Raw genomic sequence first — 19,401 nt, forward strand, 5'->3', positions numbered from 1 at the left:
CGCCGCCCACAGCGCGTCGGCGAGGACCAGCCGCCCCTCCGCGTCGGTGTTCAGCACCTCCACGGTCTTGCCGCTGTACATCCGCAGCACGTCACCGGGACGGGTCGCCGAACCGGACGGCATGTTCTCGGCCAGCGCCAGCCACCCGGTGACGTTGACCTCCAGCCCGAGTCGCGCGGCGGCGACGACGGCCGCGAACACGGCGGCCGCGCCGCTCATGTCGCACTTCATCGTCTCGTTGTGACCGGCGGGCTTCAGCGAGATGCCGCCCGAGTCGTAGGTGATGCCCTTGCCGACGAAGGCGAGGTGCTTCTTCGCCTTGGAGTGGGTGTACGACAGCTTCACCAGGCGCGGCGCCGACGCCGAGCCGGAGCCGACGCCGAGGATGCCGCCGTAGCCGCCCTTGGCCAGCGCCTTCTCGTCGAGCACCTGCACCTTGATGCCGTTCTCCTTGGCCGCGGCCTGGGCGACCGCGGCGAAGGCCTCCGGGTTGAGGTCGTTCGGCGGGGAGTTGACCAGGTCGCGGGCGCGGTTCAGCTCCTCGGACACGGCGGTGGCGCGCTCGACGGCCGCCTTGTGCGCCTTGTCGCGGGGCTTGGCGCCGAGCACGACGGCCTCGGCGAGCGGGGCCTTGCCGTTCTTCTTGCCCTTGGCGGCGTTGCCGTTCTGCGCGTTGTCCTTGTACACGTCGAAGGAGTACGCGCCGAGCAGCGCGCCCTCGCCGATCGCGCCGACGGCGGCCGCGTCCGCGACCGGCAGGGCGAACGCCGCCTTCTTGGAGCCGGCCAGCGCGCGGGCGGCGATGCCGGAGGCCTTGCGCAGCGCCTCCGCGTCGTACGCGCCCCCGTTGACGTCCTTTTCGGGCAGTGCGCCCAGGCCCACCGCCACCACGAGCGGCGTCCTGAAGCCGGCCGGCGCGGGCAGCTTCGTGATCTCGCCCTCGGCCCCGGAGGCACCGAGGGTCTCGAGGATGCCGGCCAGCCCGCCGTCGTACGCCTGGTCCACGGCCTCCGCGCCCGGTGCGACGACCGGGCCCTTGTCGCCCTTGGAGACACCGATCACGATCGCGTCGGCCCGCAGGCCGGGCGCCGCGGCGGTGCTGAGAGTCAGAGCAGTCACGGTGGTGAAATCTCGCTTCCGATGTGAAGTTGCAGGGGTCGAACGGGGTGGGTCGACCGGGCCCGACAGCCGACCCCAGGTGCACCTCACGCGCGGTATTCGTCCGGGCAGGTGGACACCGGACACGAGACTACGCCCGGCAGGCTTTCCCTCATGCCTGCGGGCGTTCACCTCTGGGTGGCGTCGTCGCCATGTCCCGATCCTCGCACTTCATGAGCCGGGTCACACCCGTGGGGTTACCGGCCGAGTGCGAGAACCACCAGCGAGGTCGTCGCCGCCGTCTCGGCGAGGCCGCCGAAGACGTCGCCGGTGACTCCGCCGAAGCGGCGGATGCAGTGGCGCAGCAGGAGTTCGGCGACCGTGACGGAGGCGACGACCGCGAGGGCGGTACGGGCGATGTCGTACGGCCCGAAGAGCGCCCCCAGGACAGCGGCGGCCCCCGTGACCGCGAGGGCCGCGCCCAGCGCCCCACGCGCCGGGACGACTCCGGCGACGGCCGCCCCCAGCCCCTCCGGCCGGGCCGGCGGCACCCCGCCACGGGCGGCCAGGGTCAGCGCCAGCCGGGCGGCGGCCGCCGAGACGACGGCGGCGAGCGCACCGCGCGCCCAGGAGGCGTCGTAGAGCTGCGCCAGCGCCGCCACCTGGGCGAGCAGCACGAAGACAAGCGTGATCACCCCGAACGGCCCGATGTCCGACTGCTTCATGATCCGCAGCGCGTCCTCGGCGGGCCTGCCGCTGCCCAGCCCGTCCGCGGTGTCGGCCAGCCCGTCGAGATGCAGCCCCCGGGTGAGCGCCGCCGGCACGGCGACACCGCCGACGGCGGCGAGCAGCGGACCGGCGCCGAGCAGGAGCAGCAGCAGACCGACCCCCGCGGCGCAGCCCCCGACGACGAGCCCGACGACCGGCGCGCACAGCATTCCGCCCCGGGCCGCTCCCCGGTCCCAGCGGATCACCGTGACGGGAAGGACGGTGAGCGTGCCGAAGGCGAAGCGAAGGCCGTGCAGGGGCGGGAACTCGGGCATCCCGGCAGCGTACGCGAGGACTTGTAGAGCACCTCGGGGAGGACCCGGTCAAACTGGACGCATGGGAGTGTGGCTGGAGCGCAACATCGTCGAACCCGGCAAACTCCCCCTGCTTCTCGCCCTGACCGCCTTCGTCATCACCTTCGTGATCACCCGGGTCGTCACCCGCCTCATCCGGGCGGGCAAGGGCCCCTTCGGCAACGTCAGCGCGGGCGGCGTGCACATCCATCACGTCGTCCCCGGCGTGGTCCTCACGGTCATCGGCGGCTTCTGTGCCGTCGCCGGCGGGCAGCACGGCTTCGGCTCGGCCCTCGCCGCCGTCGTCTTCGGGATCGGCGCGGGCCTGGTCCTGGACGAGTTCGCGCTGATCCTGCATCTGGCCGACGTCTACTGGACCGAGGCCGGCCGCAAGAGCGTCGAGGCGGTCGTGCTCACCACCGCCCTGGTCGGCCTGCTCCTCCTCGGCTTCGCGCCGTTCGGGGTGAACGACCTCAGCGAGGACGACCTCCAGGACCGCGGGTCGGCGATCAGCACGATCGCCGGGAACTTCCTGCTCGCCCTCATCGCCCTCGCCAAGGGCAAGGTGCGTATCGCGATCTTCGGGGTGGTCATTCCCTTCGTCGCCCTCTTCGGCGCGATCCGTCTGGCCCGCCCCGGCTCCCCCTGGGCGAAACGCCTCTACCGTCGCCGCCCCCGCGCCCGCGCCCGGGCCCAGCTGCGCGCCTACCACCACGACCGCCGCTGGGCGGGCCCCAGCCGCAGACTCCAGGACTGGATCGGCGGCACGCCCGACCCGGACCGGACTCACGCCCTCGAACGCCGCTGAGCCGGCGAGGAGACCGCGCACAGCACCAGCCCGGCCCCGACCGCCATCAGCACGGCCCGGCCCACACCCGCCGCCTGCGCAGCGCCAGGCCGCCACACGCACGGTGCCGTACAGCGGCCCCCACTCGGCGCGGGCCCAGCGCACCAGCCGACTCACGCGCAGCCGAGTGCGCCGACTGCGCCGAGTGCGCCGACTACTCCGTCTCGCCGGCCTCCGCCTGCTTCTCCGTCACCGAGTCCGCCTTCTCGGGCTCCTCCTGCTCGGGCAGTTCCGCCGCCAGCGCTGCCGCGGCCTGTACCAGGGGCAGTGCCAGCAGGGCGCCCGCGCCCTCGCCGACCTTCACCCCGTGGTCGAGGAGCGGCTCCAGGGCCATCCGGTCCAGCGCCTTGGCCTGTCCCGGCTCCCCGCTGTTGTGCCCGGCCAGCCACCAGTCCGGCGCCCGGAACGCGATCCGCTGGGCCACCAGCGCACACGCGGCGACGACCACCCCGTCCAGGATCACCGGCATCTTCCGCACGGCGCTCTGCAGCAGGAACCCGGTCATCGCGGCGAGGTCGGCACCGCCCACCGTCGCCAGGAGCTGCAACTGGTCTCCCAGCACCGGCCGCGCCCGCCGCAGCGCGTCCCGGATCGCGGCGCACTTGCGCATCCACACCAGGTCGTCGATCGCCAGGCCGCCCCGCCCGGTCACCACGGAGGCGTCGGTTCCGCACAGCGCGGCGACCAGCACCCCGGCCGCCGTCGTGCCGCCCACGCTCACATCGCCCAGCACGACCAGATCCGTACCGGAGTCGGCCTCCTCGTCGGCCACCGCGACCCCGGCCCGGAAGGCGGCCTCCGCCTCCTCGGCCGTCAGCGCGTCCTCGATGTCGATCCGGCCGCTGCCGCGCCGCACCCGATGCCGTACGACGTCCTCGGGCAGCGTCCCCGGATCGCAGTCCAGCGCCATGTCGACGACCCGCACCGGCACGCCGAGCCGCCGGGCGAGCACGGACACCGGACGGCCGCCCTCCAGCACCTCCCGCACCAACTCCGCGGCGCTGCCCGCGGGCCGTGCCGACACTCCCAACTCCGCGACGCCGTGGTCACCGGCGAACAGCACCACGCGCGGCTGATCCACCGGCCGCACCGGTACGGCGCCCTGCGCCGCGGCCAGCCACTCACCCAGGTCGTCGAGGCGCCCGAGCGAACCGGGCGGCACGATCTGACGCTCCCGGCGCGCCTCGGCGTCGCGGCGCACCCCGCCGTCGGGGCGCTCGATCAGATCGGTGAAGTCGTCGAGATTAAGCGAGCTCATTCGCCGAACAGTACCGGCCTCGATCGAACAGAACGGCGCCACATGGCCACCACCACCCCACGACGTCATTGCACCCAAGATCGCGATCCCATACGTTCCGGTTTGCAGCGGATTGTCGTAGCACTCCGTCCGTCGTCTCCCGGGAGCCGCCGATGCCACCCACGCCCCCCGCCACAGCGGCGGCCGACCGACGCCGTGCCGCCTGTTTCGCCGAACTCGCCCTGGGCACCGGCCGCTTCCACGCCCCGCGCCGCGCCGACTGCCCCTGGTGCGGCTCGGCCCGCCTGCTCACCCGCTTCACCGCCCCCGACCTGCTCCAGCACAAGCCGGGCACCTTCACGCTCGACGAGTGCCGGGACTGCGGCCACACCTTCCTGAACCCGCCCCTCTCACCCGAGGGCCTCGCCTTCCACCACCGGTACCCGCACGACCCCCGGCCGAGCCGGCGCCGGCTCCGGGCGGCCGCCCGCGCGCTGCTGCCCTTCCCGGAGCCGGAGAGCTGGCTGGACGTCGGCACGGGCGACGCGCACTTTCCGCAGGCGGCGCGGGAACTCTTCCCGTACACGGCGTTCGACGGCGTCGACCCCACCCACCGCGTGCTGCGGGCCCGCGCGGCCGGCCTCATCGAGGAGGCGTACGTCGGCCACCTCGCCGCCCCCGACCTCACCGCACGCCTGCGCGCCCGCTACGACGTCGTCAGCCTGCTCCACCAACTGGACCGCACCCCCGCCCCCCGCGCGGAAATCCGGGCCGCCGTCACCGCCCTGCGCCCCGGCGGCCACCTCCTCCTCGAAGCCCCCGACCCGCAGTGCGCGTTCGCCAGGCTGCTCGGCAAGTGGTGGCTCCCGCACACCCTGCCCCGCCATCTGCACCTGATCCCGCTGGACAACCTCCGCAGGGAACTGGAGTCCCATGGCTGCACGATCGTCACCGCCGACCACCGCCCGGCCCACCGGCCCCACGACCTGTCAACAGCCCTGTCCTTGGCTGTGTCCCACGTCCTGCCGGCCCCGGACACGCCGTGGCGGGCGGCCGCACCGACCCCGCTCCAGCAGACAGTCCGTACGACCTTCCGGTGCGCCGCCCTGCTCCTGACGGCGGCAGCCGGCACCGCGGACCACACCCTGGCGCCCCTGCTCCGCCGCACCCGCTTCGCCAACGCCTACCGGATCATCGCCCGCCGCACCTGACCCTGCAGCGGCGGCGGACGGTCACCCCCGCAGCAGCACCGCCTGCCCCGCCACCACCAGCAGCACCTGCTCGCACTCACCCGCGAACGCCGCGTTGAGCCGCCCGAGTTCGTCCCGGTACCGCCGCCCCGACGCCGTGGCCGGCACGATCCCCGACCCGACCTCGTTGGACACGGCGACCATGACCCGCCGGGTCTGCCGCACCGCCTCCGTCAGCTCGCGCACCCGCTCCCGCAACGCACGTTCACCCCCGTCGGCCCACTCGGCGTCGTCCCACGCCCCGACGGAGTCCATCGCGTCGGTCAGCCACAGCGACAGACAGTCGATCAGCAGCGGCGGCCCGTTCTCCTTCAGCAACGGCACCAGATCGCACGTCTCCGCCGTCCGCCACGAGCCGGGCCGCCGTTCCCGGTGCGCGGCGACCCGCTCCGCCCACTCGCCGTCCCCGTTCCGGGTGCCGCCCGTCGCGACGTACAGCACATCGGGGAACGCCTCCAGCCGCCGCTCCGCCTCCACCGACTTCCCCGACCGCGCCCCGCCCAGCACCAGCGTCCGCCGCGGCACGTCCGGCACGTCCTCGTACGCCCCCACCGCCAGCGTCGTCCCGTCCGGCACCGCGCGCGCCCCGGCCGCCGCCAGCCGCCGCCGCAACTCGGCCCCCGGCGGCACGTCGTGGTCCAGATGGACGGCGACGACATCGGTCGTAGGCCCCACCGCGCCCACCGCCCGCAACCGGGCCAGGCCGTCCGGCCGCCCCACCACGTCCGCGAGCAGCATGTCGTACGGCTCGGCCTGGGCGGATCCCTCCTCCAGCCCGGCCGGCGCGCCGCCCGGCGGCAGATACAGCACCCGCTGGCCGTCCGGCCCGGTGACCGCGTATCCCGTGCCCGGCGAGTCCATCGCCACCTCCCGCACCCGATGCCCCGTCAGCAGCGCCAACTCCCGCCCGTCCGGCACCCGCCCAGGCTGCGGCAGCCCGGCCGGCACCTCCACCGGCGGACCGTCGTGCGGATGCGACAGCAGCACCTGCCGTACGCCCGACAGTGAACGCCCCGCCCGCGCCGCCGCGAACGCCGCACCCGGCGTCAGATCGAGCAGCAGCGCCCCGTCCACCACAACGGCGGTGGCCGCCCGCGCATCCACGCCGAGCGCGGTCGCGCAGGCCGCGCAGGGACAGTCGGGGCGGGGCAGTCCCGCCGGGGCACCGGTGCCGAGCAGAGTGAGTTCCACGAACCCGATTTTCACCGGTAGCCGCCGGTACTGCGCGCCCGGGACACCCCCACGTAGCTGCGGGCAGTCGTGCCGCTGGGGCGGCACGGGTGGGCGCAGCGGCACCCTGCAGGCGCAGGCGAGCGAAAAGGCCAGGACCAGCCCCCACAGCCCGCACGGCCCCAGATCACCCGCAGGACCACAACAGCACCCAGCGGAGCGCATAGGCTCAGGGCGGGAGCCGGACCAAGATCCGGCGTGCTGACACCTGGGAGGCGTACATGGCGGCATGGACGTGGCGGTTCGAGAAGGCCGACGGGACGGAGGTCCAGCCCGCGGTGCAGCCCGAGGAGTTCACCACGCAGGGCGACGCCGAGTCCTGGATCGGGGAGCACTGGAAGGAACTGCTCGCCGGGGGCGCGGACCAGGTGCGGCTGTTCGAGGACGCCACGGAGATCTACGGACCGATGAGCCTGCACGCGGACGAGGCGTAGCCGGGGCAGGGGGCGGCCGGCGGCCGGGCCGCCCCGTTCTCACTGCTCGCCCAGCTGCACGTCGACGGTCCGCTCGTCGCCGTTCTGGGTGAACGTCACCGTGGTCCGGTCGCCCGGCTGCGCGGTCGCCAGCGCCTCGGCGAGCGAGGTGATGGTGGTGATGTCGTCGTCGCCCAGCCGCGTGATGATGTCCCCGGGTTCGATCCCCGCCCGTTGGGCCGCCCCGCCCTCGACCACCTCGACGACGGCGACCCCGGCGGGCCGGAACTGGTCGTCCACGACCGTACGGCCGGTGATGCCGAGCGCCGCCCGGCCCGAGTCGGTGACCCGGCCTTCCTCGACGATCTGATCGGCGACCGTTTTCACCATCGACGCCGGGATCGCGAACCCGATGCCGGGCGCCGCACTGTCCCCGAAGTTGGGGTCGATGGCGGCGAGCGTCGGGATGCCGATGACCCGTCCGTCGAGGTTCACCAGCGCGCCGCCGCTGTTGCCAGGGTTGATCGCGGCCGACGTCTGCACCATGTTGGGGATCGTCGCGCCCGTACCGCCGCCGCTCCGGCTGTCCCCGGTGACGGTCCGTCCGGTCGCCGACACGATCCCCTGCGTCACGCTCGACGACAGTCCGAGCGGCGAACCCATCGCCAGCACGATCTGCCCCACCTCGGTCTTGGCCGAGTCCGCGAAGGCCGCCGCCTTCAGCCCCCGGGGGGCCTTGTCCAGCTTGATGACGGCGAGGTCCTGCTCCGGGTACGAGTAGACGAGCTCGGCGGTGAGCACGTCCTCGCTGTTCGCCGTCGTCACGGCGAAGGTCCTCTCCTTGCCGACGACATGCGCGTTGGTGACGACGTGCCCCCGGTCGTCGTACACCACGCCCGATCCCAGAGAGTCGCGCCCCTGGATCTGCACGACCGACGGCAGGACGTTCTCGATCACCTTCTGGTAGTCGTCCTGCAGGTCCTTGGCGGCCACCGGCAGCGCGGCCTGCCTGGTCGTCGACTCCGGCTCGCCCGACGAATCGGAGCCGGTGCACCCGGCGACGAGCGCAAGGGCGGCCGAGAGGGCACCGACGACGACAAGGCGGCGCAGGGCACGGGTCACGATCAAGAACGAGGGAGCGTCCATGCCCCGAGTCTCCCCTCGGCACGACACGTCCGCCCTGCGCTACTCGCCCGAACGGGCAGTCCTCAGCCTGCTATCCGCGCACTCCGCAGAGATGCAGCAACGCAGCGACCCCCCGATACGGATCCGTCCGCCCGGCCCGCTCCTCGGCCGCCAGCAGCTCCGACACGTCGGCCGGCAGCTCCGCCCCGTCCGTCGCGGTGTCCGTGAAGACCCGCACCCCGTACCACGCGTGCAGCGGCGCACCGATCCCGGCGAGGGTGGCGGTCAGCGTGCCCAGCCGGTCCGCCCGTACATCGAGCCCCAGCCGATTCCGGTACGCGGTCGTGTCGAAGGCCGCCAGTGCGGCACTCCAGTCCCCGGACAGCCCCGGCCGCATGGCCAACGCGTCACCGTTGCGCACCAGCAGCGACAGCAGCCCGCCCGGAGCGAGCATCCGCGCCAGCCCTGCCAGCAGCGGATCGGGATCGTCGACGTACATGAGCACGCCATGACAGAGCACCACGTCGAAGCTGCCCGGCAGGAAGTGCACCCCCGTGTCCCGCCCGTCCCCCTCGACGAGCCGCACCCGCTCCCGGATCCCCTCCGGTTCCGCGGCGAGTGCCGCCCGCGCCGCGGACAGCATCGCGGAGTCCTTCTCTATCCCCGTCACCTGGTGCCCGGCCCGGGCCAGCCGCAGCGCCTGCGTCCCCCGGCCCATCCCCACGTCGAGCACCCGCAGCCGCTGCCCGACCGGGAACCGCCCGGCTATCTGCTCGTCGAGCTGCCGGGCCACCAGTTCCAGTGATACGACATCCCGCAGCCCGCCGAGACCGCTGAGCCAGGCACCCGCCGCACCCCCGGAGAGCGAAGCCGCGCTCAGGGCCGCTCTCCGCGCTTGACCTGCGGCTTCGGCAGCCGGAGTCGGCGCATCTGGAGGGAGCGCATCAGCGCGTAGGCGACCGCACCGCGTTTGTTGTCGTCGGGGAAGCGCTCGGCGAGCCGCTTCTTCAGGCGGTAGCCGGTGACGAACGAGTCGAGCACGATCAGCACGATCACGACGAGCCACAGCAGCAGCGCGATGGTCTGCAGCGCGGGCACCCGCACCATGCTCAGCACGAGGATGACCACGGCCATCGGCAGGAAGAACTCAGCGATGTTGAACCGCGAGTCGATGAAGTCGCGCGCCAGCTTGCGGACCGGCCCCTTGTCCCGCGCCGGCAGATACCGCTCGTCGCCGGTGGCCAGCGCCTGGCGCTGCCGGTCCAGCGCGGCACGGCGCTCCTCGCGCTGCCGCTTGGCGGCCTCCTTGCGCGTCATCGACGTATTGGCGACGCTGCGGCGCTGGGACTGGGCCTCACTGCGCTTGGGCGTCGGCCGGCCCTTCGGGGCCTGCGGGTCACGGGTCTGCTTGGAGTCGGTCAGCGGCGCCTTGTCGGCGCCTGCGGCCTTCTCTTCCTTGGCACGGCTACGGAACACAAAACCCAAGGGTACGGGGTGCCAGGGCATGGACCCCAGTCCCGCGGGGAACGATCCCGCAACACCAGTCGTCTGTAAGGGGACAGAGGGGACGATGTGTACGCCCTCGGGTCCCCTCGGGGCATACCCGGGGACCACCTACTCCCTACGCCGGAGCAGGAGCGTACTCAGTCGTCCTTGGGGATGAGCGCATCCGTCCCCGAACAGTGCGTCAATGGATGCAGGGCCCGTACTGTGGGTTCTGTCGCAGACCTGTGAGCTGGAGTCCGTCAGAAGGGGGCGCGCGAAGCCCATGAGCGGTGTCATGAAGCGTATGGGGATGATCTTCCGCGCGAAGGCGAACAAGGCCCTTGACCGGGCCGAGGACCCGCGCGAGACCCTCGATTACTCGTACCAGAAGCAGCTGGAGCTGCTCCAGAAGGTGCGCCGCGGAGTCGCGGACGTCGCGACCTCGCGCAAGCGCCTGGAGTTGCAGCTCAACCAGCTCCAGTCACAGTCCACCAAGCTGGAGGACCAGGGCCGCAAGGCGCTGGCGCTGGGCCGCGAGGACCTGGCCCGCGAGGCGCTGTCCCGCCGCGCCGCGCTCCAGCAGCAGGTTACGGACCTCGAGACGCAGCACGCGACGCTCCAGGGCGAGGAGGAGAAGCTGACCCTGGCGGCGCAGCGCCTCCAGGCCAAGGTCGACGCCTTCCGTACGAAGAAGGAGACGATCAAGGCGACGTACACGGCCGCGCAGGCCCAGACCCGCATCGGTGAGGCGTTCACCGGCATCTCCGAGGAGATGGGTGACGTCGGTCTGGCCATCCAGCGCGCGGAGGACAAGACGGCGCAGCTCCAGGCGCGCGCCGGCGCGATCGATGAACTCCTCGCCTCCGGTGCCCTCGACGACCCCACCGGCATGGCCAAGGACGACATCCAGGCCGAGCTGGACCGGCTCTCCGGTGGTACGGATGTAGAGCTGGAACTGCAGCGCATGAAGGCGGAGCTGGCGGGCGGCACGTCCGGCCAGCAGGCCATCGAAGGCGGCTCGGGCCAGTCGCAGGAGCAGTCCCAGCAGCAGCCGCAGGACACCCCGCGTTTCGACAAGCAGTAGGGCCCACGCCGAGGAGGGCGACATGATCGTACGGATCATGGGGGAGGGGCAGGTGAGGCTGGCCGACAGCCACCTCGCCGAGCTGAACAAGCTGGACGACGAGCTCCTGGCCGAAATGGAGAACGGCGACGGCCCCGGCTTCCGCCGCACCCTCCAGGCCCTCCTGACCACGGTCCGCAACCTGGGCGACCCGCTCCCCGACGACTCCCTGGAACCATCGGAACTGATCCTCCCGTCCCCCGAGGCGACCTTGGAGGAGGTCCGCGAACTCCTCAGCGACGACGGCCTGATCCCGGGCTGATGAACCTGACCGCGGGCATTCGTGCCGCCTAGGGCGGCACGGGTGGGCGCGGGCGGCACCCCCGCAGCGCCGGGCTGCGCTCCCGCCCCCTGCCGAACGCCAACGCCGGGCACCATTCGCACCGACCTGGAGCCCAGCTACCGTAAACACCCGTGACCACCCTCGACCGCGCCCGCCGCCAACTGAAGGCGCACCCCATGGCGCTGGACGCGACGCTGGCGGCCGGCGTACTGATCTGCATGGTGGCCGGCTCGTTCGTGGACCCGCACGGCAAGTACGCCGTCAGCTGGGGCGTACGCACCCCGGACCCCCTCAGCCTCGTCCTCATGGCCCTCGGCGCCGCCGCCCTGGTGTTCCGCCGCCGCGCACCGATGCGGATCCTCCTCCTCACCGGCACCCTCTCCGTCGTCGAGTGCATCACCGGCGACCCCAGAGCTCCCGTCGCGATGTCCGCGGTGGTCGCCCTCTACACCGTCGCCTCCACCACCGACCGCCCCACCACCTGGCGCGTCGGGCTGCTCACCATGACCGTGCTGACCGGTGCCGCCATGCTCGCCGGCCCCCTGCCCTGGTACGCGCAGGAGAACCTCGCCATCTTCGCCTGGACCGGCATGGCCGCCGCGGGCGGCGACGCCGTCCGCAGCCGCCGCGACTTCGTACACGCCATCCGTGAGCGCGCCGAGAAGGCGGAACGCACCCGCGAGGAGGAGGCCCGTCGCCGCGTCGCCGAGGAGCGGCTGCGTATCGCCCGTGACCTGCACGATGTCGTCGCCCATCACATCGCCCTGGTCAACGTCCAGGCCGGAGTCGCCGCCCACGTCATGGACAAGCGCCCCGACCAGGCCAAGGAGGCCCTCGCGCACGTACGCGAAGCCAGCCGCTCCGCGCTCAACGAATTGCGCGCCACCGTCGGCCTGCTCCGCCAGTCCGACGACCCCGAGGCCCCCACGGAACCGGCCCCGGGCCTGGACCGCCTCGAGGAACTCGTCGGCACCTTCCGCAGTGCCGGCCTGCACATCGAGGTCGCCCGCGCCGACCACGGCACGACCCTGCCCGCCGCCGTCGACCTGGCCGCCTACCGCGTCATCCAGGAGGCCCTCACCAATGTGCAGAAGCACGCCGGCGCCGCCGCCAAGGCCGAGGTCAGCGTCGTCCGCGTGGGACCGAACATCGAGATCACCGTCCTCGACAACGGCACCGGCGAGGACGACGGCCCGGGGACGGGCGGCGGTCACGGACTGCTCGGCATGCGCGAGCGGGTCACCGCCCTGCGCGGCACCCTCACCACCGGTCCCCGCTACGGCGGCGGTTTCCGCGTCCATGCGATCCTGCCGGTCAAGACCCGCAGCAGCCCAGCGAAGGACCCCGTATGACGATCCGTGTCCTGCTCGCCGACGACCAGGCGCTGCTCCGCAGCGCCTTTCGCGTGCTCGTCGACTCCGAGCCCGACATGGAGGTGGTCGGCGAGGCGTCCGACGGCGCGGAGGCGGTACGGCTGGCGAAGGAGCAGCGGGCGGACGTCGTCCTGATGGACATCCGGATGCCCGGCACGGACGGTCTCGCCGCCACCCGCATGATCAGCGCGGACCCCGCTCTCGCCCATGTCCGGATCGTCATCCTGACGACGTTCGAGGTCGACGACTATGTGGTGCAGTCGCTGCGCGCGGGCGCTTCCGGCTTCCTCGGCAAGGGCTCCGAGCCGGACGAACTGCTCACCGCGATCCGGGTCGCGGCCGATGGCGAGGCGCTGCTCTCCCCGGTCGCCACCAAGGGTCTGATCGCCCGCTTCCTCGCCCAGGGCGGCGACTCCCCGGACCGCGATCCCGCCCGCTCCGAGCGGCTGGACGCGCTCACCGGGCGCGAGCGCGAGGTGCTCGTCCAGGTCGCGGGCGGGCACTCCAACGACGAGATCGCCGAGCGGCTGGAGGTCAGCCCGCTCACGGTGAAGACGCACGTCAACCGGGCCATGGCCAAGCTCGGCGCGCGTGACCGGGCGCAGCTCGTGGTGATCGCGTACGAGTCGGGGCTGGTACGTCCAAGGGTGGACTGACCGCATCGCGTCCCTACTCCACCCGCAGTATGCGCCGTATAAGGAAATGGACCTGGGGGCGACGGATCGGCGGTTTTCCATGGCTCAGGGTGGTGGGGTGGGCGCTCACCTGTGCGCCCGCACCTCCGCTCAGGCCACGGAAGAGAGACGCTGACCCATGTCCTGGCTGTCAAGATTCAGCCTCGCGCAACGGGCCCTGATAGGGCTGATGTCCATCATCGCGCTCGCCTTCGGTGCGATCGCGATCCCGCAGCTCAAGCAGCAGCTGCTGCCCACCATCGAACTGCCCATGGTGTCGGTCCTCGCGCCGTACCAGGGCGCGTCCCCGGACGTGGTCGAGAAGCAGGTCGTCGAGCCCATCGAGGACAACCTCGAGGCCGTCGACGGCATCACCGGCGTCACCTCCACGGCGAGCGAGGGCAACGCCGTGATCATGGCGTCCTTCGACTACGGCAACGACACCAAGCAGCTCGTCGCCGATGTCCAGCAGGCCGTCAACCGGGCCCGCGTGCAGCTCCCGGACGACGTTGACCCGCAGGTCGTCGCCGGTTCCACGGACGACATACCGACCGTCATCCTCGCCGTCACCTCCGACGAGGACCAGCAGGCCCTCGCCGACCGGCTCGACCGGACCGTCGTCCCGGACCTGAAGGGCATCGACGGTGTCCGCCAGGTCTCCGTGGAGGGCGTACGGGACTTCCAGGTCGCCGTCACCCCGGACGACCGGGAGCTGGCCAAGGCGGGCCTGACCACGCAGACCCTCGCACAGGCCCTCCAGGCGGGCGGCGCCACCGTCCCGGCCGGCTCCTTCGACGAGGACGGCAGCAACCGCACCGTGCAGGTCGGCGGCGCCTTCACCTCGCTGAAGCAGATCAAGGACCTGATGATCACCGGCGAGGGTGTCGACAAGCCCGTACGCCTGGGCGATGTCGCCACGGTGAAGGAGGAGCAGGCCACCGCCGACTCCCTCACCCGTACCAACGGCAAGCCCAGCCTCGCCGTCGCCGTCACCATGGACCACGACGGCAGCGCGGTCGCCATCTCCAACGCGGTCGAGGACAAGCTGCCCGAGATGCGTGAGGACCTCGGCTCCGGCGCCACCGTCACGGTCGTCAGCGACCAGGGTCCGGCGGTGTCGAAGTCCATCGAGGGCCTGACGACGGAGGGCGCGCTGGGCCTGGTCTTCGCGGTCCTCGTCATCCTGGTCTTCCTGGCGTCGATCCGCTCGACCCTGGTCACGGCGGTGAGCATCCCGCTCTCCGTCGTCCTGGCCCTGATCGTGCTGTGGACGCGGGACCTGTCCCTGAACATGCTCACCCTGGGCGCCCTGACCATCGCGATCGGCCGGGTCGTCGACGACTCGATCGTGGTCCTGGAGAACATCAAGCGGCACCTCGGCTACGGCGAGGAGCGCCAGGAGGCGATCCTCAAGGCGGTCCGCGAGGTCGCCGGCGCGGTCACCTCCTCGACCCTCACCACGGTCGCGGTGTTCCTGCCGATCGGCCTGGTCGGCGGCATGGTGGGCGCCCTGTTCGGCTCGTTCAGCCTGACCGTCACGGCCGCCCTGCTGGCGTCCCTGCTGGTCTCGCTGACGGTCGTGCCGGTCCTGTCGTACTGGTTCCTGCGCGCCCCGAAGGGCACCCCCGAGGACGCCGACGAGGCGCGCCGGCAGGCGGAGGAGAAGGAAGCGAAGAGCCGGCTCCAGCGCTTCTACGTCCCCGTCCTGCGCTTCGCCACCCGTCGCCGCCTGACCAGCGTGGCGATCGCGGTCGTGGTCCTCATCGGCACCTTCGGCATGGCGCCGCTGCTGAAGACCAACTTCTTCGACCAGGGCGAGCAGGAAGTCCTCACCGTCAAGCAGGAGTTGAAGCCGGGCACCAGCCTGGCGGCGACCGACGCCCAGGCGCAGAAGGTCGAGCAGGTCCTCGCCGACACCGAGGGCGTCAAGGACTACCAGGTGACGGTCGGTTCGTCCGGCTTCATGGCCGCCTTCGGCGGCGGCACGGACACCAACCAGGCCTCGTACTCGGTGATGCTGGACGACTCGGCCTCGTACGAGGACGTCCACGACCGCATCGAGAAGGGCCTGGCGGACCTCTCCGGCATCGGTACGACCACCATCGCCGCCGGTGACGGCTTCGGCAGCCAGGACCTGAGCGTGGTCGTGAAGGCGGCCGACGCGGATGTGCTGCGCACGGCCTCGGAGGAGGTCCGCAAGGCGGTGGCCGGCCTGGACGACGTCACCGACGTCACCAGCGACCTGGCGCAGAGCGTGCCCCGCATCTCCGTGACGGCGAACGACGAGGCGGCCGCCGCCGGCTTCAACGACCAGACGCTGGGCGCCGCGGTGGCGCAGGCGGTGCGCGGCACGACCGCGGCCAAGGCGACGCTGGACGACACCGAGCGGGACGTCGTCATCAAGTCGGCGAAGCCGGCCGAGACCATGGCCCAGCTGAAGAACCTCTCCCTGGGCCCGGTGAAGCTGGGTGACATCGCGACCGTGCGGCTCGTCGACGGACCGGTCTCCATGACCCGGATCGACGGTCAGCGGGCGGCGACCATCACCGCCAGGCCGACCGGCGACAACACGGGTGCGGTGAGCGCCGACCTCCAGTCGGAGATCAACGCGCTGGACCTCCCGGAGGGCGCCACCGCCGAGATCGGCGGTGTCTCCGAGGACCAGGACGAGGCCTTCGCCAACCTGGGCCTGGCCATGCTGGCGGCGATCGCGATCGTGTTCATGCTGCTGGTCGCGACGTTCCGTTCGCTCGCCCAGCCGCTGATCCTGCTGGTGTCGATCCCGTTCGCCGCGACGGGCGCGATCGGCCTGCTGGTCGCCACGGACACCCCGATGGGCGTCCCCGCGATGATCGGCATGCTGATGCTGATCGGCATCGTGGTGACCAACGCGATCGTGCTGATCGACCTCATCAACCAGTACCGCAGGCAGGGTTACGGCGTCGTCGAGGCCGTGGTCGAGGGCGGTCGCCACCGTCTGCGCCCGATCCTCATGACGGCCCTGGCGACGATCTTCGCCCTGCTCCCGATGGCCCTGGGCATCACCGGTGAGGGCGGCTTCATCGCCCAGCCGCTGGCGGTGGTCGTGATCGGCGGTCTGATCAGCTCCACGCTGCTGACCCTGCTCCTGGTCCCGACGCTGTACGCGATGCTGGAGCTCCGCAAGGAGCGCCGGGCGAAGAAGCGGGCGGCGAAGCGGGCCAAGAAGTCCGGCGCGGCACCCCTGGCCGACGAGGACAAGTCCCCGGAGCCGGCCGGAGTCTGAGGCTCACCGATCGCATGAGTAAGGGGTGCCCTCCGTGGGAGGGCACCCCTTACCGGCGTTCACGGCAGAACCAGGCCGGCGTTTACGGCAGTGCCAGCATCCGCTCCAGCGCCAGCTTCGCGAACGCCTCCGTCTCCTTGTCCACCTCGATGCGGTTGACGAGGTTGCCCTCGGCGAGGGACTCCAGCGCCCAGACGAGGTGCGGCAGGTCGATGCGGTTCATGGTCGAGCAGAAGCACACCGTCCGGTCGAGGAAGACGACCTCCTTGCCCTCGGGCGCGAAACGGTTCGCCAGACGGCGGACCAGGTTCAGCTCGGTGCCGATGGCCCACTTGGATCCGGCCGGTGCCGCCTCGAGCGTCTTGATGATGTACTCCGTCGAACCGACGTAGTCCGCGGCCGACACCACCTCGTGCCTGCACTCGGGGTGGACCAGGACGTTGACGCCCGGGATGCGCTCGCGCACGTCGTTGACCGAGTCGAGGTTGAAGCGGCCGTGCACCGAGCAGTGGCCCCGCCACAGGATCATCTTCGCGGCGCGCAGCTCGTCGGCGGTCAGCCCGCCGTTCGGCTTGTGCGGGTTGTAGACGACACAGTCCTCCAGCGACATGCCCATGTCGCGGACGGCGGTGTTGCGGCCGAGGTGCTGGTCGGGCAGGAACAGCACCTTCTCGCCCTGCTCGAAGGCCCAGTCCAGGGCGCGCTTGGCGTTCGACGACGTGCAGATCGTGCCGCCGTGCTTGCCCGTGAACGCCTTGATGTCGGCGGACGAGTTCATGTACGAGACCGGCACGACCTGCTCGGCGATCCCGGCCTCGATCAGCACGTCCCAGCACTCGGCGACCTGCTCGGCCGTCGCCATGTCGGCCATCGAGCAGCCGGCGGCCAGGTCGGGCAGCACGACCTTCTGGTCGTCGCTCGTCAGGATGTCCGCGGACTCCGCCATGAAGTGCACACCGCAGAAGACGATGTACTCGGCCTCGGGGCGCGCGGCGGCGTCCCGGGCCAGCTTGAAGGAGTCGCCCGTGACGTCGGCGAACTGGATGACCTCGTCGCGCTGGTAGTGATGGCCTAGCACGAAGACCTTGTCGCCCAGCTTCTCCTTGGCCGCGCGGGCGCGCTCGACCAGGTCCGGGTCGGACGGCGAGGGCAGGTCGCCGGGACACTCCACGCCCCGCTCGCTCCTCGGGTCGGCCTCACGGCCGAGCAGCAGCAGGGCGAGGGGCGTCGGCTGTACGTCGAGCTCCTGGGTCTGGGCGGTGGTCACGACACGCACCCTTTCTTTTCTGCGGCTCGCCGACCCGGGGGATCCGGGCCGGCGGGACATACGGGACACCTTTTCGACTTTTCGTCGAAATGACGCTATCTATCATAACCGCTTCACGTCAGTTTGACGATGGCCATAGCGTCGATGTGACGTGAATCCCGACACCTGGGCGTCGCGCGGCGTTGTCGCGTTGTCCACAGGGCGCTGTGCGGCCTGCCACGCATGTGCGAGCATGAAGAAGAAGAAAGGCAAGTGCTCGGCCCGGAATGAATCCGCGGCCTTGCCGGTTGCACTCGTCGGCAAGCAGTCTCCGTACAACCCGGGAGAGATGTAGATGTCCGTATCGGACGAGACCACCACCGTCACCGACGGCATCATCCTGACCGACGCCGCCGCGTCCAAGGTCAAGGCGCTGCTCGACCAGGAAGGCCGCGACGACCTCGCGCTGCGCGTCGCCGTCCAGCCCGGCGGCTGCTCCGGCCTGCGGTACCAGCTCTTCTTCGACGAGCGTTCCCTCGACGGTGACGTGGAGAAGGACTTCGGCGGGGTCAAGGTCGTCACCGACCGTATGAGCGCTCCGTACCTGGGCGGCGCCACCATCGACTTCGTGGACACGATCGAGAAGCAGGGCTTCACGATCGACAACCCGAACGCGACCGGTTCCTGCGCCTGCGGCGACTCCTTCAGCTGAGCCGTGCACCGAGCTGAACAACTGAACACAGCATGAAGGCGGCGGCCCCGAGACGGGGGCCGCCGCCTTCACGTCTGTACGACTCGGCTCCTACTCGGGCAGCCGGGCCCCCGGCTTCTCCAGCGGGATCCCCTTGCCGTCCGACCCGACCACCTTCCGGTCGCCGAGCGGCTCGTCGAGCTGCACGGTGCGGTGATGGACCTTGGCGATCAGGATGCAGACCTTGTCCTTCCACGGCGTCTCGGTCACGGTCACCGTCACCCGGTCGGCGCTCTCGGTCGCCTTCGCCTCGTAGTCGGCGCACACCCCGCCCCAGAAGCTCACGGTCAGCTCCCGGCCCTCAGCGGTGTAGCCCTCCACCTGCACGTCCCGCGTGGTCGGCGCCGACGTCGGCTCGTCACCCGGCGCGCTCGGCCGCGGGCTGGGCTGCGCGCTGGGCGTCGTCGAGGTGAGGTACTTCGGGTCGATCGCGGGATACGTGACCGTGAAACCGTCCTCGGCACCGGGTGCCTGTACCTCGAACAGCCAGGACGGCACCAGCGTCTGCCGTGCCTGAACGAAGTGCGAGGCCAGCCCGAACACCGCGTCCTCGACTTCGACCGGCTCCGGCCGGGCGGCGCCGCTCGGAGCGTCCGTCGACTCTGCGCAGGGCGCGTCCGGCCGGTCCTCCAGCGGTACGGGACTGGCGCAGCCGCCGATGCCGACCCGGTGGTCCGGCTCCTGCGCCGTGTTCATCAGCTTCAGCGTCTCGGCCGCGCTGAGCACGGGATACGTGTCGCCCCTCACCGGCGCCTTCAACTGACCGCTGCCGGCGACCACTTCGCCTCCTGCGCCGACGGTGATCCCGGTCGGCCAGCCGTATGTGGCGAGCCCGTCGATCTCCGGCTCGGCGTTCACCACCCGTTGGGCGCCCATGACCTGGCCGGCGTCCACCTCGGCGTCGTCCTGCCCGACCGCCTTCAGGACGGGCGCGGCCGCC

Annotated in this window: 18 protein-coding genes; 9 read left to right on the plus strand and 9 right to left on the minus strand. The window is 71.7% G+C overall.

What is annotated here, in order from left to right; genetic code table 11:
• A partial coding sequence (locus ACTWQJ_RS23755) for a leucyl aminopeptidase family protein (protein ID WP_443308614.1) occupies positions 1-1,119 on the minus strand: 1,119 nt, incomplete at its 3' end.
• 236 nt (positions 1,120-1,355) lie between these two features.
• The gene (locus ACTWQJ_RS23760) at positions 1,356-2,141 is read right to left on the minus strand and encodes an adenosylcobinamide-GDP ribazoletransferase (protein WP_443308615.1); all 786 of its coding nucleotides are present in this window, start codon (positions 2,139-2,141) and stop codon (positions 1,356-1,358) included.
• 61 nt (positions 2,142-2,202) lie between these two features.
• Between ACTWQJ_RS23760 and ACTWQJ_RS23765 the strand changes: the two genes are divergently transcribed.
• The gene (locus ACTWQJ_RS23765; RefSeq protein WP_443308616.1) at positions 2,203-2,967 is read left to right on the plus strand and encodes a hypothetical protein; all 765 of its coding nucleotides are present in this window, start codon (positions 2,203-2,205) and stop codon (positions 2,965-2,967) included.
• A 193-nt stretch (positions 2,968-3,160) separates the two neighbouring features.
• On the opposite strand, the gene cobT is transcribed toward ACTWQJ_RS23765, so the two are convergent.
• Positions 3,161-4,264 (minus strand): nicotinate-nucleotide--dimethylbenzimidazole phosphoribosyltransferase, encoded by a 1,104-nt coding sequence (gene cobT / locus ACTWQJ_RS23770; protein WP_443308617.1) that lies wholly within the window; start codon positions 4,262-4,264, stop codon positions 3,161-3,163.
• Between the two features lie 152 nt (positions 4,265-4,416).
• Here cobT and ACTWQJ_RS23775 point away from each other — a divergent pair, with 152 nt between their 5' ends.
• On the plus strand, positions 4,417-5,454 hold the full coding sequence (locus ACTWQJ_RS23775; protein ID WP_443308618.1) for a class I SAM-dependent methyltransferase: 1,038 nt from the start codon (positions 4,417-4,419) through the stop codon (positions 5,452-5,454).
• 21 nt (positions 5,455-5,475) lie between these two features.
• Here ACTWQJ_RS23775 and ACTWQJ_RS23780 read toward each other — a convergent pair whose 3' ends face one another.
• On the minus strand, positions 5,476-6,684 hold the full coding sequence (locus ACTWQJ_RS23780) for a bifunctional adenosylcobinamide kinase/adenosylcobinamide-phosphate guanylyltransferase (RefSeq protein ID WP_443308619.1): 1,209 nt from the start codon (positions 6,682-6,684) through the stop codon (positions 5,476-5,478).
• A 260-nt stretch (positions 6,685-6,944) separates the two neighbouring features.
• Between ACTWQJ_RS23780 and ACTWQJ_RS23785 the strand changes: the two genes are divergently transcribed.
• Entirely contained in the window at positions 6,945-7,157 is a 213-nt protein-coding gene (locus ACTWQJ_RS23785; RefSeq protein ID WP_224737563.1) for a hypothetical protein, read from the plus strand.
• A 39-nt stretch (positions 7,158-7,196) separates the two neighbouring features.
• Here the strand turns inward: ACTWQJ_RS23785 and ACTWQJ_RS23790 are convergent, their stop codons facing one another.
• The 3 genes from ACTWQJ_RS23790 to ACTWQJ_RS23800 all read right to left on the minus strand — a co-directional run bounded on the left by ACTWQJ_RS23790 (position 7,197) and on the right by ACTWQJ_RS23800 (position 9,767).
• Positions 7,197-8,282, minus strand: coding sequence for a S1C family serine protease (locus ACTWQJ_RS23790; RefSeq protein ID WP_443308620.1), 1,086 nt, complete (start codon positions 8,280-8,282; stop codon positions 7,197-7,199).
• Between the two features lie 70 nt (positions 8,283-8,352).
• Positions 8,353-9,054, minus strand: coding sequence for a class I SAM-dependent methyltransferase (locus ACTWQJ_RS23795; RefSeq protein ID WP_443308621.1), 702 nt, complete (start codon positions 9,052-9,054; stop codon positions 8,353-8,355).
• 83 nt (positions 9,055-9,137) lie between these two features.
• Positions 9,138-9,767: a DUF3043 domain-containing protein gene (locus ACTWQJ_RS23800; protein ID WP_443308622.1), complete on the minus strand. Its 630-nt coding sequence runs from the start codon at positions 9,765-9,767 to the stop codon at positions 9,138-9,140.
• Between the two features lie 262 nt (positions 9,768-10,029).
• Between ACTWQJ_RS23800 and ACTWQJ_RS23805 the strand changes: the two genes are divergently transcribed.
• The 5 genes from ACTWQJ_RS23805 to ACTWQJ_RS23825 all read left to right on the plus strand — a co-directional run bounded on the left by ACTWQJ_RS23805 (position 10,030) and on the right by ACTWQJ_RS23825 (position 16,464).
• Positions 10,030-10,830, plus strand: a complete 801-nt coding sequence (locus tag ACTWQJ_RS23805; RefSeq protein WP_443308623.1) for a PspA/IM30 family protein — start codon at positions 10,030-10,032, stop codon at positions 10,828-10,830.
• 22 nt (positions 10,831-10,852) lie between these two features.
• The gene (pspAA, locus tag ACTWQJ_RS23810; RefSeq protein WP_443308624.1) at positions 10,853-11,131 is read left to right on the plus strand and encodes a PspA-associated protein PspAA; all 279 of its coding nucleotides are present in this window, start codon (positions 10,853-10,855) and stop codon (positions 11,129-11,131) included.
• Positions 11,132-11,283: 152 nt separating this feature from the next.
• Positions 11,284-12,504: a sensor histidine kinase gene (locus ACTWQJ_RS23815; RefSeq protein WP_443308625.1), complete on the plus strand. Its 1,221-nt coding sequence runs from the start codon at positions 11,284-11,286 to the stop codon at positions 12,502-12,504.
• Positions 12,501-13,181, plus strand: coding sequence for a response regulator (locus ACTWQJ_RS23820; protein WP_443308626.1), 681 nt, complete (start codon positions 12,501-12,503; stop codon positions 13,179-13,181). The genes ACTWQJ_RS23815 and ACTWQJ_RS23820 overlap by 4 nt, the downstream gene beginning before the upstream one ends.
• Positions 13,182-13,338: 157 nt before the next feature.
• Complete coding sequence (locus ACTWQJ_RS23825) at positions 13,339-16,464, plus strand: efflux RND transporter permease subunit (RefSeq protein WP_443308627.1); 3,126 nt, start codon at positions 13,339-13,341, stop codon at positions 16,462-16,464.
• Between the two features lie 82 nt (positions 16,465-16,546).
• On the opposite strand, the gene nadA is transcribed toward ACTWQJ_RS23825, so the two are convergent.
• The gene (gene nadA / locus ACTWQJ_RS23830; RefSeq protein ID WP_443308628.1) at positions 16,547-17,731 is read right to left on the minus strand and encodes a quinolinate synthase NadA; all 1,185 of its coding nucleotides are present in this window, start codon (positions 17,729-17,731) and stop codon (positions 16,547-16,549) included.
• Between the two features lie 334 nt (positions 17,732-18,065).
• Between nadA and ACTWQJ_RS23835 the strand changes: the two genes are divergently transcribed.
• Complete coding sequence (locus ACTWQJ_RS23835; RefSeq protein WP_006135694.1) at positions 18,066-18,422, plus strand: HesB/IscA family protein; 357 nt, start codon at positions 18,066-18,068, stop codon at positions 18,420-18,422.
• 90 nt (positions 18,423-18,512) lie between these two features.
• Here ACTWQJ_RS23835 and ACTWQJ_RS23840 read toward each other — a convergent pair.
• On the minus strand, positions 18,513-19,401 hold an 889-nt coding region (locus tag ACTWQJ_RS23840), incomplete at its 5' end, for a hypothetical protein (RefSeq protein WP_443308629.1).

Origin of the sequence: Streptomyces sp. KR55, from assembly GCF_052245645.1 — a bacterium.
Classification (GTDB): Bacteria; Actinomycetota; Actinomycetes; order Streptomycetales; family Streptomycetaceae; genus Streptomyces; species Streptomyces flavusporus.

Bases quoted from the DNA above. Each gene is read 5' to 3' on its own strand.
- ACTWQJ_RS23760 (WP_443308615.1), bottom strand. From the start codon at position 2,141: ATGCCCGAGTTCCCGCCCCTGCACGGCCTTCGCTTCGCCTTCGGCACG.
- ACTWQJ_RS23765 (WP_443308616.1), top strand. From the start codon at position 2,203: ATGGGAGTGTGGCTGGAGCGCAACATCGTCGAACCCGGCAAACTCCCC.
- cobT (WP_443308617.1), bottom strand. From the start codon at position 4,264: ATGAGCTCGCTTAATCTCGACGACTTCACCGATCTGATCGAGCGCCCC.
- ACTWQJ_RS23775 (WP_443308618.1), top strand. From the start codon at position 4,417: ATGCCACCCACGCCCCCCGCCACAGCGGCGGCCGACCGACGCCGTGCC.
- ACTWQJ_RS23785 (WP_224737563.1), top strand. From the start codon at position 6,945: ATGGCGGCATGGACGTGGCGGTTCGAGAAGGCCGACGGGACGGAGGTC.
- ACTWQJ_RS23790 (WP_443308620.1), bottom strand. From the start codon at position 8,282: ATGGACGCTCCCTCGTTCTTGATCGTGACCCGTGCCCTGCGCCGCCTT.
- ACTWQJ_RS23800 (WP_443308622.1), bottom strand. From the start codon at position 9,767: ATGCCCTGGCACCCCGTACCCTTGGGTTTTGTGTTCCGTAGCCGTGCC.
- ACTWQJ_RS23805 (WP_443308623.1), top strand. From the start codon at position 10,030: ATGAGCGGTGTCATGAAGCGTATGGGGATGATCTTCCGCGCGAAGGCG.
- pspAA (WP_443308624.1), top strand. From the start codon at position 10,853: ATGATCGTACGGATCATGGGGGAGGGGCAGGTGAGGCTGGCCGACAGC.
- ACTWQJ_RS23820 (WP_443308626.1), top strand. From the start codon at position 12,501: ATGACGATCCGTGTCCTGCTCGCCGACGACCAGGCGCTGCTCCGCAGC.
- ACTWQJ_RS23825 (WP_443308627.1), top strand. From the start codon at position 13,339: ATGTCCTGGCTGTCAAGATTCAGCCTCGCGCAACGGGCCCTGATAGGG.
- ACTWQJ_RS23835 (WP_006135694.1), top strand. From the start codon at position 18,066: ATGTCCGTATCGGACGAGACCACCACCGTCACCGACGGCATCATCCTG.